The organism is Microcystis sp. BLCC-F210, assembly GCF_042134685.1.
In the GTDB taxonomy this organism is placed as follows: Bacteria; Cyanobacteriota; Cyanobacteriia; order Cyanobacteriales; family Microcystaceae; genus Microcystis; species Microcystis aeruginosa_D.
In genome coordinates, this window is sequence record NZ_CP169647.1 from 406,063 (window position 1) to 419,134 (window position 13,072).

The following is a 13,072-nucleotide window of genomic DNA, read 5'->3' on the forward strand; positions in this document are numbered from 1 at the left end:
AATCTTTTGCCAGATCAGGATTTAGTCGATTTATGCCTCCCTATAGAATCATACCAAGTAACGAAGAACCTAACATTTTTGGTTTTAACGCTAGAATTTTATCTAAACTTTGTCACTTTAATGAATTCAGATGCTGTAATTTTTAACTCTCCATCCAAGTTTCTCACGGTGTACGATCTGAGTTCTCTTTGGGTTGAACCATCGGGATAAACATAAGTATTTTGTCCTATAAAGTTTATCGAAGTATCTGTTCTCGAAGTAACTTGTAAATCTTCGACAGTTACTCTTTCAAATTGACTGAAGAAGCTAGGAGAAAATGACTCTGCCAATTGTGAGCTATATAAAGACCTTGCCTGATCGAAGTTTTTTTCTGAAAGCGCATAGTACAGATTTTCAATCAGGGATATCGCTTCGCCTTCGTTGATATCTTGATTGACACTTTCACTAGGAACAAAAGTTTCTGATTTCTGACGCGCTGCTTCCAGTCGGGCTTCTGCTTCTTGTCTCCTTCTTTGTTCTTCTGCAAGTTGTTGTTCTGCCTCTTTTCTTCGACGTTCGGCCTCTTCTCGTTGGCGCTGTTCCGCTTCCAGACGTTGTTCTTCTCTGGCTTTCAATTCGGCTATTTCTCGATCGCTCGCCTGTTTTTGCTGTTCTTGAAAATGCACTACACTGCCCGCTAATGCCAAAACTCCTACTGAGCTAATAGCGATCGCAATCTTTGTCCAATTGTTTGAAGGTGAAGGCGGCGTTGGCGGGGGTACTGGCTGAGAAGGAATGGTGACGGGATTGACAGGCAGTTGGACGGGGATAGTTGAAGAAACCGAGAAAGAGGAAGTTGGTTGCCCGGCAGAATCTGGTACAGGAGTCGGGATTGGCGTAGGAACTGGTGGATCCGATGAAGGGTTGGTTTTAAGGTCATTGCTTGAAATCACCCCCAAAGCTAAAGCCCAGGATTCCACTGCCCATCTAGCGGCCTCTTCAGCTAACCCCAGATTATCTTGCAGTTTTTTGGTTAGTCGTGCTAAAAATACCACTGGTGGCGTACTATTTTGCGAGGCCAGTAAATCGGCGGGGACTCGTTCTTTCAGTGCGCCTACGAGAACGGCAATTTCCTTCTGATACTTTCCACATAAGTCTCGTAGCAGTCCCTCACAGCGTTGTGGTTCATCACATAGAGAACGACCATATTGAATAATAATTTCCTTGAGTTTTTGACGGGGTAAATCATTCATCAGCAAATTTCTCCTGCTACTGAACCAAAGTTGATTTTTGTTGCAGCCGCTAATTTAATGTTGCGTCCGGGATCGATCTGCTTTTGCTCTCCACTTGGAAGTGTTGCTATCCAAGATCGACAGGAACAGTTTTTTAAGCCTAAAATCGTTGGGTCTTTAGGATTATGACTGACTTCAGCCACTATATTATCAGCGTTCTGAGGTTCTAATCCCGGAATTTCCTGTGGGCTTAATCGAGTCCCATCTGTTAAGGCAATAACTCTGCGCTTCAGGCGTAGGGAAAATTGATTCTGAGATTGCAAGACTGTCTGGGAAGGATATTGAGAGGCTAAGTCTGGGGAACTGCTAGCAAGCTGGGGTGAAGCAGCTGCAGCACAAACGACAATCGCGATCGCTCCGACCATTTGTTGGTCTCCCGGTCGCACTGTGTGGGTAGTCCCAGCAGGGATGTCTTCACAGAGAATTTGCCCCTGAGTAAGTTGGTAACGCAGGGCAACAGGTGGCGCATTGCGAGCGTAAACGGTACAGATATTGGGGTCGCCACCGATGCTGACAGGCTCAGAGCCAAGGCTGACTGTTCGACTTTCTTTGGGGTTATAACGGATTTCCAGCCACACTTCTCGGAAAGCTGTCTCAATAATCGCAATCATCAAACCAATGCAAAAGCCAATGGCAGCACTGCCCAACAAGCGGGCTGCTGTCTCGGAACTCCCACTGACGACAGCTAACAGGACAAATAGACCTCCACCTAATATACCGCCCGCTAAACCGCCTCCCATGCCGCGAATTTGCCCTAAATTGGGGATGCGGAAACTCAAACCCAGTCCTAGTAAGACTCCGGCGATGCCCCAACAGATAATTCGTAAGAATTCAGTCGGTCCAATACTGGAGTAGAGGTATTCAGCGATTCCCCCTGCGATCGCTCCTGCTAGGAAACCTACCCAGATACCATCTCGGATAGCCTTGCCTAGTTGTAGTCCTCGTTTGAGATACTGAAAAGAGGCACTCAGTAAAGCAATAGCAATGCCCGCACCAATCAGTCCAAACCAGATACTGGATGTAAAAACTTTCGCGCTTAAGGAGTTATAAGCTTGCTGTATCATCAGAACAAAAAAAGGTTCAGCAATTAAAGCACCAATGGCTCCGCCCCCTGCAGCCCAGATGGCAAACTGTATCGCTTTTCCGAATCCGGCTATGATATTTTTATTCATGGCTGTCTTTCCTCCTAATTCATTTAATTCAAAACTACATTTTGGTTATTTTGTGATAAGCAAAAGTTCCTTGAACTCCTTGCCAGAAAAAATAAATAAAGGCAATAGATACTATTAAACCTAGCGGATCTCCTTTTAATATTTCCCACAAAAGTATTTTGCTAAAAATAAAATAACCAAACATAATAACAGCACAAATTCTACTTTTTTTATAAATCCCGAAGGAAAGTCCAAAAGTTAAGACAACATCTATAAACAGATCTGGAATGTTCAAGAATAAAGTTCCAAGCAAGGTCATTACTCCCGAAATAGTGCCAGTTATCCAAGCGGTTTTAATTTGGTTGTTAGCTTTTTTTAAACCTAAGGTATTTTCCGCTGCTGTATCTGTTTCTTTCCTCGAAACAATGTTGTTTGGTAGAGAAGACAAATTATTGGAAGTTACAGGTATTTGGTTGACATTTTCTTGCCGATATTGAGGAGGAACTTGAGGAGGTGGAGAAGACGAATCAACTGGTGCTGTATCTGCTTCTGAAATCACTCCCAAAGCTAAAGCCCAGGATTCCACTGCCCATCTAGCGGCCTCTTCAGTTAACCCTAGATTATCTTGCAGTTTTTTGGTTAGTCGTGCTAAAAATACTACTGCTGGCGTACTATTTTGCGAGGCCAGTAAATCGGCGGGGACTCGTTCTTTCAGTGCGCCTACGAGAACGGCAATTTCCTTCTGATACTGTCCACATAAGTCTCGTAGCAGTCCCTCACAGCGTTGTGGTTCATCACATAGAGAACGACCATATTGAATAATAATTTCCTTGAGTTTTTGACGGGGTAGATCATTCATGAGCAAATTTCTCCTTCAACTGAACCAAAATTAATTTTCGTTCTAGCCGCTAACTTAATACTACGCCCTGATTCAACCTGCTTTTGCTCACCGTTAGCTAAAGTTACAGTCCAAGCTCGATGGGAACAGTTCTGTAGCCCCAATACACTAGGATCTTTAGGATTAGGATTCACCTGTGCTACCACACCATCAGTACCTTGAGGTTCTAATCCCGGAATCTCTCTTGCACTTAAGCGAGTTCCATTCGTTAGAGAAATGACTTGTCTTTTAATGTGCAAGGAAAATTGGGTCTGAGGTTGAGAATAGGAAAGGGAAGACCTATCCTGATAAGCTTCTGGAGAAGCACGATTAAGATCGCGGTAGGCTAATTGATCTGGTGCATCGGCACTGTGAACAAAGACGGTAAGATTGCCCACTCGCTGATTATCCCCTGGTTGGAGTGGCTGAGTTACCCCAGTGGCGATATCTTCGCAGAGGATTTGACCTTGGCTGAGTCGGTAACGCAGGGCAACAGGTGGCGCATTCGGGGCGTAAATAGTACAAGCTTTGGCATCGCCACCAATACTGACGGGTTCGGCTCCCAGATTGACTGTGCGGCTCTCTTTGGGATTGTATTGAATCTCCAGCCAAGCTGTACGAAAAGCGACTTCAACAAAAACGACCATTAAGCCGATAAAAAAGCCTAAAATAACCGCTCCAACCAAACGACCAGAGGCATCACCGGCACTCTGGGAAACCAACAAAAAGGCTAAAGCACCAAAAAATCCCCCCATCGCGCCAGCAATAGTCGCTCGTTTTGCTTGTAGGTTAGAGATGAAAAAGCCCATCCCCCTTCCCAAAAGCCCTCCCAAAAGCGTCCAGCCAGCGATCCAGCCAGCTTTAGCGAGGATTTCTGACTGGGCAACTAAACTCAACAGTGCTTGAGCAGAACCACCAGAAACGAGGCCTGCTAATAGCCCTCCTGCAAGTAAGATAGTGCCTTGACGAGTGGATAAAAACGGACGATGAAGATAGAAGTTTTGCCCGATTGCTAGGGCAAGAGATAAGCCAATGGCAAGCAAGGCTGTCCATAGACCGACAATAAACACCATATACCAAAACTGCTGGGCGTTAGGCTGCTGTTGTGCTGGTTTTGCTTCAATGGTGAATTCATAAATGGGTCGCTTTGGTTGACCATGAGAAATAGAACCAGAAAATTCTTGACTATTCCCCTCTACTAATACACCGACCGTAAAGGCAGTTGGGTCAGCATCGCCATGATTGGCATAATGATTGACAAACACCTGATATTTTCCTTTTGGTGCGCCTCCAGCAGGCCAGTAAATGTTTTCTACTGGCTCTTTTGATTGCCGTCCACTTGCGTTCATATCAACGTCAAGTTCGCCTCCTGATTGCGATCGCTTGTGCGAGTAATAAATCTCCTCTCCTGATGGATCGATACAATGTATATCTAAATCGTTGTAGTTATTCCATAACAGAGAAAGCTGAACATCCCCTGTTTTAGCTCCCTCTCTTTGCAGTCGTTTAGTCAGTTCTGGATTAAACACAAGTGCAGGTGTCGAGGCTTCTTGTTGTGCTTGTGGCAGCATTGTCCAAGATAAGAACCATTCACCCAATAACCATCCGATTAGGCAACCAAAAGCCCCTAATAAGCCGAATAAGAGAACCTTTTTCCAACTTGATGATTGTCTCATGATCGCACCTCTCCTTCAACTGAACCAAAGTTAATTTTCGTGCCAACCGCAAGCTTGATGCTGCGCCCAGGATCGATTTGCTTTTGCTGCCCGATAGGTAAAGTAGCTATCCAAAATTGATTGGAACAGTTTTGCAACCCTAAAATGCTGGGATCTTTGGGATTAGCATTTACTTCAGCGACTATTCCATTAGCACTTTGCGCCACCAACCCAGGAATTTCCCCTGCCTGCAACCGAGTCCCGACAGTTAAAGGAATTGTCTTCTGCTGAATCCGCAGCGAAAAGGGAGCTTGAGGTAGGATAGGTGGATTGTAATACTGAGTCGCCCAATTCTGAGAACGAATTGGTGAAAGTTGCCGAGCTTTCAGAATGGCTGCCATTAAGAAGGCATAAGCTAAAATTCCGGCAAAGGCAGTGACGAGATTGCTGATAGCACCAGAAGCGTTCCAAAGGGCGTGCAGTGCTGATGCTGTCAAGTAGCCTATAGCCAAGATTGACCAACTTCTAGACGGTTTCAGGACGCTTAAGCCAATGAAATAACCAAAATAGCCGCTATAAGCCATGTGTCCGGCTACAGAACCAATAATTCGAGGAATGAGTAATTGTATCCCGATTAATTCTCCTGCGCCTTCCCCGGCCTGAGTTGCTACCTGCTGAACGATCCCTGGCACATATTGTCCCAGGGTTTCTAGGAGGGTAAAGCCAGCAGCAGAGGCAGTTGCTAAGAGAATGCCATCAAGGGGTTCCCAGACACCCACTCGCTCTCGCCAAGGGGTTCTGAGCATTCGTCCTATCCCCAGCGCAAGGAAGACAGGTATGGCTTTGAGGAGTTCTTCTGCCATGCCTGCACCAAAAAAATAGTGGATAAACGAAGAAAGAAATCCTATTTCTGTTCCTTCTGTCGGTATTTCTCCTGGCAGGATTTGACGGAAAACCAAGATAAATAGCGACCAAATAGGACTGAGCAAGAGTAAAACGGTAGTTATTGCCGATCCTATCAGCAACCACCAGGGTTTTTGTTTGCCGCCCAATTGATAGACGAAGTAGTAGCCTGCCCCAATCAGATAGACTGCTAATAGGGCATTGAATAGGTCAGGATTACCGATCGCAGCAAATAGTCCGACGACTAATAAGACGGTAAGGACACCTGGTATCAGGTAAGCTTTTTTAAATAAATCCTGCCTTGTCGCGATGATGGGCAGCATTTGACTTAAATGAAGGGAGTCGCCGGGTTGGATATTTAAAGGACGACCAGGAAGTCCTGGATTGCTAACTTGACATTCAAAGACGAATTCTACACCCTGCTGACCGAGAGAAATGCGATCGCCTAATTGTAATGTCCGACAGCCTTGCAATCGCTGGTTATTAATATAAGTGCCATTGGAACTCCCTAAATCACAGATTTGCCAAGAAGGGGGACTTCCTGAAGGCATGACGGGACGAATTTCTAGATGGCGACTAGAGACTCCTGGATAGTTGGTGGAGTTGAGAACAATTTGACAGTTTGGCTCTCGTCCAATGACAAGAGATTGATGGGTTGATAAGGGATGATGAGTAGGTGTAGTGTGGGCGGCTGCTTTAGGGTAAATTTGTCTTAAATAAGCGTTGTACTGAGGTTGTTGTGTCATTGGATTTGCCTATTTTCATTGAGGTAAGTGAGGTATTTCTTTATAAATAAAAAATTGGTAATGGCTGCAAAGGACAATTTAATTTAAGGACAGAAATTTCTTTCCGGTACTGCCCACAAAAAACCTTGAGTAGAGCTTGACAAAGTTCAGGATCGTAGTAAACTGAATGACTGTACTGGGTAAAGATTTCTTTGATTTTTTGTCCTGGTAAGTTGTTCATATTTTTTAACACTCAATTGAAGATTAGTGAAATAGTGAAGTAGAAAATTATTCTGTATAATTTTTATAATCTTTAAACTTATAGTCATTGACTCCTGGGAAAACCAAAAACTTAATGGCATTAACCTTATAATTATCACCAGAGCATTCCATTTCATCAGACTTTTCAAATTCAAATCTTGTGTTGGTAGCACAAAATGAAAAATCATCAGATTCCCACTTAATATTGTTTATTTGTCCATGAATGTAGATATCTCCTCGCTCGTTAAAATCTACCAAAACTTTTGTACATTCTCCTTTTTTAATATTCCACCATCCTCTTGATTTCCATCCGTCTCCGTCCCAATACATAATTGCAGCATCAATTATGTCATTAGAAGTTTGATTGCAAAGGTTTAAATAAGTATCTCCAGATATATTAAGATTATTCTCCAGATTATTCTCAACATTTTCTAGAGTATTTTGAAAATTTTGTACTTGATTATAAAGCAAATTTCTCTTATTTGTAATATTCTCAACTTTTTGATTATGTTCAGTTATAATATTCTCAACTTCTTGATCATGTTCAGTTGTCAGGCTCTTGATTTTTTGATTATGTTCAGTGATCAAATTTTCAGTTTTTTGATTATACTCAATTGTAAGATTGTTCAAATTTTCAGTAAGATTGCCCATTTGTTGATTTTTTTGATAAGCATAAATTCCAAGTAAAAAAGCTGCTAATGCTGAGATGCCAGCCAATATAGAAACAAAATTGGCAGCAAACTTATGGGCTGATTTCTGATTAATATTTTGCTGTTGTCTGGCTGTTGTTATTGCTTCATTTAGCTTGCCTACTTCTTGTTTCCATTGCTGTATTTCTTGCTGAGATTGATCTAATTTTTTTTCATATTCTTCTCTTTGTTTTTGCTCTTTTTCTGCTTGTTGTTGTCGTTCTACAATTAATTGCTGTTGACTCTGAAAGTCATTTTTAGTTCGTGGTTGGGAAATCACCCCTAATGCTAATCCCCAAGAATCTACAGCCCAGTAAGCAGATTCCTCAGCTATTCCTAGCTCATCTTGTAATCGCTTTGTAAGCTTGGATAAAATAACTGCTTGAGGAATCTGATTCTGGGATTTTAGTAACTCGGTAGCCACGCCTTTTTTAAGAGCATTCACTAAAAGAAAGACTTCCTTGCTATATTGCCCACAAAAGTCCTTTAGTAATCCTTCACAGCGTTGAGGGTTGTCAGAAACATCCTGTCCGTACTCGGTAATAATTTCACAAAGCTTTTGTCGAGGTAAGTCGTTCATAGGTCTTTTCCTGCGCTCAGGTTTTCGATGTAACAACTAATTTGAGCTTTAGTTCCACACCAAGGACAGGTATGAGTATCCTGTTCCCCTCCACAAGACACTTTATTACAGCGAGAGAATAAAGAACTCCCGCATTTAACAAAGCTCTTTTGTTCGCAGTAAGGACAACCTGGATAAGTATCATCTACCACGATATTAGGAGTAGTCATGGGGTTTCTCTCATTTTCAGTCTCTAGCATTAGGCCTTAAGAATAAATAAACTTTACAGATAAAACTCTTTCTACCCTTTTGAGAAAAGCTGAAACATGATTAAGTGTAAAACTTATTTATGCTTACTACGGTGGAATAGGTGTTGGTACTTGGGATGGTGTTGTTTCTGGTGGGGGAGAGGAGGTATTGGAAGGACTATTGAGAGGTTGAGATTGACCTTTCTCTCCGCTCTTTGGCTCTTTCAGTTCATTCAACATCTTCTCAACCTTATTAAGACGAAAAAAAAGGTAACTACTGAAGGCATTACTAATTAAAAAAGTACCCATTATTAAACTAAAGCCCCATATAAAACCCCAATAAACGGCCTTTTGAATTGTGTATTGTTGTTGTTTTAGATCATTTACCTTACTCTCAAATACCGAGATATTCTCTTGTTGTCTCATGTTGGACTCCTCAACTAATATAACTTTCCTATCTAAATCTTCTACACGGTCTGTTAGATAATCCCGATCATCGGTTTCAAGTCTTTTAATCATGCCTAGAGTGATGTCATCTCCGCTGCCTTTTTCTGAAGTCTCTTGAAGAAATCCTTCTAATTTTTGTCGGACTTCTTCAGTCAGATTTGACTTGAACATCTGTCGATAATCTTGACCAATTTTAAAAAATCCTTCATCAGTAGAAAAAGAATTAGAATAGCCATCAGTAGAAACCAGAATTAAAGCAGGTATTTCTTTGGGCGTACCTTGTGGATACAGTTTTATATGAACCTGAAATTCATTCCATGCCTTATTCATACAGAGTGAAGTTGTCTCATTGGCAATTAGGTTGGGATCCCGCTCCAAAGGTCGAGTCGTATTTCCCTTAGAATCCACCTCAAGAATGTCCCCATCACCTAACTGAATATAGACAATGAAAAACTCGGTAACTAAAACTGCCAAGACGGTGGCCCCATAAGCGAGAAAATAATTATTTTCAACGGCTTGCCAAGCAGCTTCTCCATCTTTATCAACAAGAATCTGTTTCTCTTCATCAGTAAAGTTGGGTTTATTAGTTAATTTTTCTTCATCATTTTCTGACAAACCCAAATCTTTGTTGACAGCTTTTCTCCACTCATTGACAAGTCGCGGTGGTAGAAGTCTTTGGGCTGCATCTTTCAGTGCTGAGAAATTAATATCACTCGATTGACTGCTCAAGAAAAATTCTTGAATTACTTTAATTGCCGTTTCAACAGCAAAACGAGAGCCTCTATCGCTGCGAAAACTTTTGGCACTGCCATGGCCATCTGATACAGCCAAAATCAATGGCAAACCGATGCCTGATTCTGGAAACCAGCGAATGGCATCCTGATTGGGCAATCCAGAACGCACATGAGAGGCTCCTTTGACAGATTCACCAATGCACCGCCATTTTAGTTGGGGTATATTTTCTTTCATGAGTCCTCCATTTCACCAGACATCAGATGCACTATCGATAACATTTTGAGGCACTGGAATTGGGACATTTCCGCCTCCCAAATTAGAGTTTTTGGCTTGACTGCTAGGAGAAGACGCAGCTTTTAAAACAACAGTAGAAACCCATTTAATCTGTTTGACTAGATTTTCGGGACTATTAGATTGAAGAGGCCTTAGTTCTGAGTGTCCAATAAACTTCTGCAATGGTTCATGATCTGCATCTCCACCAACTGCGATTGCAATTCGTACAGCCTTCTTGCCCCAAGGCTGTTCCATCAAGTGTCTCAGTCCACTGCTAAAGTCGTCAGTCGGCTGACCGTCAGAAATCAGCACTAAAACAGGGGGAAGCGCCCGGTCAGTCATGGGCGGTATTTTAAGTTGGTCTGCAACCATAGAAAGGGCTTTACCCATATCTGTGACACCATCAGCGGTCAAATCTGTCCACTTAAAATTTTCAACTGGTGTAGGTTGAGCTATGTGCCACTGCGCTCCACTAGAAAATTTAAGGGTGCGAACTAATACTTGTGCATTGGGATTCTCATTTGCTTCTTTTTGCATTAAGGGAATTGCTTCACGAATGGCTGTATTGAGAACCTGGATTTTGCCGTTTACAGACATAGAACCAGAACAATCACAAATCCAGATAAAATGTAAGGGGCGGCTTGACAACCCTTCACCTGGTAGTGGCATATTCAATATCTCCTTGATTCAGTAAAAAAAGTGGATTTCTAAACAGGGAATAACATTTCAAAGACGAATCTCACCTTCTGCTTTGCCGAAGTTGATCTTTGTTCCTACAGCCATAGTTGCACTGCGTCCTGGTTCGACATCCTTAACTTGATTATCAGCCGTAGTACAGAGCCATTTTTCTTGCATAAGATTTTTAATTCCCCAAATATTAGGATCATTGGGATGTCGAGTGACTTCAGCGACTGGTTGAGAAAAGTCAAACAATTTTACATTAATATGATGGGGAAATAGCTTGGTATCATGATTCAACATAATGATATTTTTGTCAATGCGAATTCGAGGGGGCAAGCGAATTTCTTTCTGACATGACCAACAAGGGTTAGGTTTACCGCCTGATGCTTTTATTACATCAGGATCGTAAAAGTTCTCAGCACCACAGTGAGGACAGTAGATGATAGAATCGCGCAAGTTTACCATTGCTCCCCGCCACTCTGACTCCCTGACGCGGCCATTTTCTGGGTCTTGAATACCTTTGGTAAATGCCTTGGTAAACAGTTCGCGGAGAAATTGTGGATAAATAGGCCAGAAGGCAAGGGCATTATCATGGTAGCCACGTACTGGTGCATTGGAATTGTCTTTGGGGTCAAAAATGAACACCGCCTCAGTCCCATAAAGCTTATTCATCGCTGGAGCGTCCAGACATTTGATTTCGGTTTCTTTCTTTCCTTCCAAGGGGTGATGGATCATTAACATATAGAACAGTAAAACTGCCAAAGAGTACAAATCCGTTTGCGTACTCGGTCTCGCTTGTTCAGTAATGATTTCTGGTGCTATAAAGCGTGGTGTTCCCATAACACCACCTTCTTGATCCCCATTGATGGTGACGTTATCGTTATCACAGATTAAAACATCCCCAGTGTTGGGATTAAAGAAAACATTACCGAAAGAGATATCGCGGTAACATAACCCTTTGGTATGAAGTTGAAAAAAGCCATCGGCCAGTTCAAATCCTGCGGTTGTTAAAGCTCTGAAGGTGGGTTCTGGTTTAATGCGCCGTTTCATTAGATCGACAAAGCCTTTATATTGAAGTTCTCGCAATGGCATGACATAGCCAAACCCTTCTATGCCAGGCTCTGATACAATATCTATAGGCCACAGAAAGCGATCACTCGGTGCGCCAGAATGGATCGCCGCCTCAAGCCGTTCGTACTGGCGAGGATCTGCCTGAATGGAGTGGGAGTAATACCATTTCAGCGCTACAGGCTGACCGGCTAAATTAGCTCGATAGACTTCTCCTTGACCGCCACCGCCAAGTAATTGCTCTACCGTGCAAGGGGTTTGAGAAGATTCTGTATGAACTGTCTGTCCAGATTTGAGTAGGTCACTCACCTTGTTCCTCCTTTTTAGGGTAACTTAAGCAAATGGAATGTTTTTGAAGGTGATTCTTCTTTCTTGTAGCTCAAGTAAATATAATTAATTCACTCCTGTTACATTTTTTTACTAAAAATTTGGTTCTTCGGTTTGTGTTATGCAATGGACGGGGGTTATAATAAATGTAACCCTTATATAGAAAGACATTTGGCAATTTTTGTCAACTGTTTTTGATCTAGAGCGAACTAATCAATTAAGTCTCTTGTCAGATCAGGATTTAGTCGATTTATGCCCCCCCTATCGAACCATGCCAAGTAACGAAGAACCATTTCTTGGGTAATTATTGCCTAACCTACCCGCTCAATAGTCTTAACTTTTAATCCGATGAGGGGGGATTTTCTGCGCTTGGCGATCGAGTTTCTGGGGGAGTATCTTCTCCGATAGTTTCTTCTGGGGGCAAATCTTCCTCGGTAACTTCAATAATCACCGTTTCGCTAACAGCAATAGTTTCGACTTCAACAGTTGTGACAGGTTCAGTCGGGGGAATTTCTGGGGGATTTTCAGAAGGGTTGATCTCTTTTGTTGCCAAATCAAAATCATCGAAATCATCGAAATCATCGAAAGTTTCATCATCATCAATAATTTCCGCAGCTTTTTCCTCAATTTCTGTCACTGATTCTGTAATAGTTTCCACGATAGCTGCCGCTGTTTCGACAACGGGGGCAACCGTTTCTTGAGCTTTTTCCCCAATTTCTGTCACTGATTCTGGAATAGTTTCCCCGATAGCTGCCGCTGTTTCGACAACGGGGGCAACCGTTTCTTTAACCGTTTCTTTAACTTTTGCTGCTACTTTCTCAGGTTTAGCTTTAGTTTTAGGGGATTGAGAGGGAGTAACTTTCCCCAGACGATTGCCTAACCAACCGACAATAGTAAATAATTTAACCGGTTTGTCGGGATAAAAAAGTGCTTGTCTGAGTTTGAGAGTTTGCCAAGCGAAAGCAATAAATAATATGGTTGCGGCAGCTTGTCCGAGGAGGATAGCGCCTGTAATCCTTCCCGCGCACAACCAGAGGACAAGGGCATAGAATAATCCTACCGCACTCCAGAGAAAATCATCTTGACGGTGGCGATCAGGGGCGATAAAAGCGGTGGTGAGGAGGTATAGACTACTTAATCCCACAACAATCGCTAGGATATAGGGCAACATTTGCGATTCTCCTTTGACATTTCCTTCTGAA

The 13,072-nt window shown here is 42.5% G+C and carries 12 protein-coding genes; all 12 read right to left on the reverse strand.

Annotated features, from left to right (window positions below):
• Positions 1-98: 98 nt before the first annotated feature.
• The 12 genes from ACE3JL_RS02025 to ACE3JL_RS02080 all read right to left on the reverse strand — a co-directional run bounded on the left by ACE3JL_RS02025 (position 99) and on the right by ACE3JL_RS02080 (position 13,041).
• A complete protein-coding gene (locus tag ACE3JL_RS02025; protein ID WP_375328728.1) occupies positions 99-1,232 on the reverse strand; it encodes a hypothetical protein in 1,134 nt (377 codons plus the stop codon).
• The gene (locus ACE3JL_RS02030) at positions 1,232-2,443 is read right to left on the reverse strand and encodes a hypothetical protein (protein ID WP_375328729.1); all 1,212 of its coding nucleotides are present in this window, start codon (positions 2,441-2,443) and stop codon (positions 1,232-1,234) included. Before ACE3JL_RS02030 ends, ACE3JL_RS02025 begins: the two co-directional genes overlap by 1 nt.
• Before the next feature lie 34 nt (positions 2,444-2,477).
• Positions 2,478-3,281: a hypothetical protein gene (locus ACE3JL_RS02035; protein ID WP_375328730.1), complete on the reverse strand. Its 804-nt coding sequence runs from the start codon at positions 3,279-3,281 to the stop codon at positions 2,478-2,480.
• Positions 3,278-4,975 carry a YfaP family protein gene (locus ACE3JL_RS02040; protein WP_375328731.1) on the reverse strand — a complete coding sequence of 566 codons (1,698 nt, stop codon included), beginning with the start codon at positions 4,973-4,975 and terminating at the stop codon, positions 3,278-3,280. Before ACE3JL_RS02040 ends, ACE3JL_RS02035 begins: the two co-directional genes overlap by 4 nt.
• Positions 4,972-6,603: a PrsW family glutamic-type intramembrane protease gene (locus tag ACE3JL_RS02045; RefSeq protein ID WP_375328732.1), complete on the reverse strand. Its 1,632-nt coding sequence runs from the start codon at positions 6,601-6,603 to the stop codon at positions 4,972-4,974. Before ACE3JL_RS02045 ends, ACE3JL_RS02040 begins: the two co-directional genes overlap by 4 nt.
• A 40-nt stretch (positions 6,604-6,643) precedes the next feature.
• On the reverse strand, positions 6,644-6,823 hold the full coding sequence (locus tag ACE3JL_RS02050) for a hypothetical protein (RefSeq protein WP_375328733.1): 180 nt from the start codon (positions 6,821-6,823) through the stop codon (positions 6,644-6,646).
• A 47-nt stretch (positions 6,824-6,870) separates the two neighbouring features.
• On the reverse strand, positions 6,871-8,112 hold the full coding sequence (locus ACE3JL_RS02055) for a DUF1036 domain-containing protein (protein WP_375328734.1): 1,242 nt from the start codon (positions 8,110-8,112) through the stop codon (positions 6,871-6,873).
• Complete coding sequence (locus ACE3JL_RS02060; RefSeq protein ID WP_375328735.1) at positions 8,109-8,321, reverse strand: hypothetical protein; 213 nt, start codon at positions 8,319-8,321, stop codon at positions 8,109-8,111. Before ACE3JL_RS02060 ends, ACE3JL_RS02055 begins: the two co-directional genes overlap by 4 nt.
• A gap of 126 nt (positions 8,322-8,447) precedes the next feature.
• Complete coding sequence (locus ACE3JL_RS02065; RefSeq protein ID WP_375328736.1) at positions 8,448-9,755, reverse strand: PP2C family serine/threonine-protein phosphatase; 1,308 nt, start codon at positions 9,753-9,755, stop codon at positions 8,448-8,450.
• A 12-nt stretch (positions 9,756-9,767) separates the two neighbouring features.
• Entirely contained in the window at positions 9,768-10,463 is a 696-nt protein-coding gene (locus ACE3JL_RS02070) for a VWA domain-containing protein (RefSeq protein ID WP_375328737.1), read from the reverse strand.
• Between the two features lie 57 nt (positions 10,464-10,520).
• Positions 10,521-11,852 carry a protein kinase gene (locus ACE3JL_RS02075; protein ID WP_149108043.1) on the reverse strand — a complete coding sequence of 444 codons (1,332 nt, stop codon included), beginning with the start codon at positions 11,850-11,852 and terminating at the stop codon, positions 10,521-10,523.
• A 358-nt stretch (positions 11,853-12,210) separates the two neighbouring features.
• Positions 12,211-13,041, reverse strand: coding sequence for a Ycf66 family protein (locus ACE3JL_RS02080; RefSeq protein WP_375328738.1), 831 nt, complete (start codon positions 13,039-13,041; stop codon positions 12,211-12,213).
• Positions 13,042-13,072 lie beyond the last annotated feature (31 nt).

Excerpts from the sequence above, each read along its gene's own strand:
- ACE3JL_RS02050 (WP_375328733.1), bottom strand. The coding sequence starts at position 6,823 with ATGAACAACTTACCAGGACAAAAAATCAAAGAAATCTTTACCCAGTAC.
- ACE3JL_RS02035 (WP_375328730.1), bottom strand. The coding sequence starts at position 3,281 with ATGAATGATCTACCCCGTCAAAAACTCAAGGAAATTATTATTCAATAT.
- ACE3JL_RS02025 (WP_375328728.1), bottom strand. The coding sequence starts at position 1,232 with ATGAATGATTTACCCCGTCAAAAACTCAAGGAAATTATTATTCAATAT.
- ACE3JL_RS02065 (WP_375328736.1), bottom strand. The coding sequence starts at position 9,755 with ATGAAAGAAAATATACCCCAACTAAAATGGCGGTGCATTGGTGAATCT.
- ACE3JL_RS02080 (WP_375328738.1), bottom strand. The coding sequence starts at position 13,041 with ATGTTGCCCTATATCCTAGCGATTGTTGTGGGATTAAGTAGTCTATAC.
- ACE3JL_RS02060 (WP_375328735.1), bottom strand. The coding sequence starts at position 8,321 with ATGACTACTCCTAATATCGTGGTAGATGATACTTATCCAGGTTGTCCT.
- ACE3JL_RS02070 (WP_375328737.1), bottom strand. The coding sequence starts at position 10,463 with ATGCCACTACCAGGTGAAGGGTTGTCAAGCCGCCCCTTACATTTTATC.
- ACE3JL_RS02030 (WP_375328729.1), bottom strand. The coding sequence starts at position 2,443 with ATGAATAAAAATATCATAGCCGGATTCGGAAAAGCGATACAGTTTGCC.
- ACE3JL_RS02055 (WP_375328734.1), bottom strand. The coding sequence starts at position 8,112 with ATGAACGACTTACCTCGACAAAAGCTTTGTGAAATTATTACCGAGTAC.
- ACE3JL_RS02045 (WP_375328732.1), bottom strand. The coding sequence starts at position 6,603 with ATGACACAACAACCTCAGTACAACGCTTATTTAAGACAAATTTACCCT.
- ACE3JL_RS02040 (WP_375328731.1), bottom strand. The coding sequence starts at position 4,975 with ATGAGACAATCATCAAGTTGGAAAAAGGTTCTCTTATTCGGCTTATTA.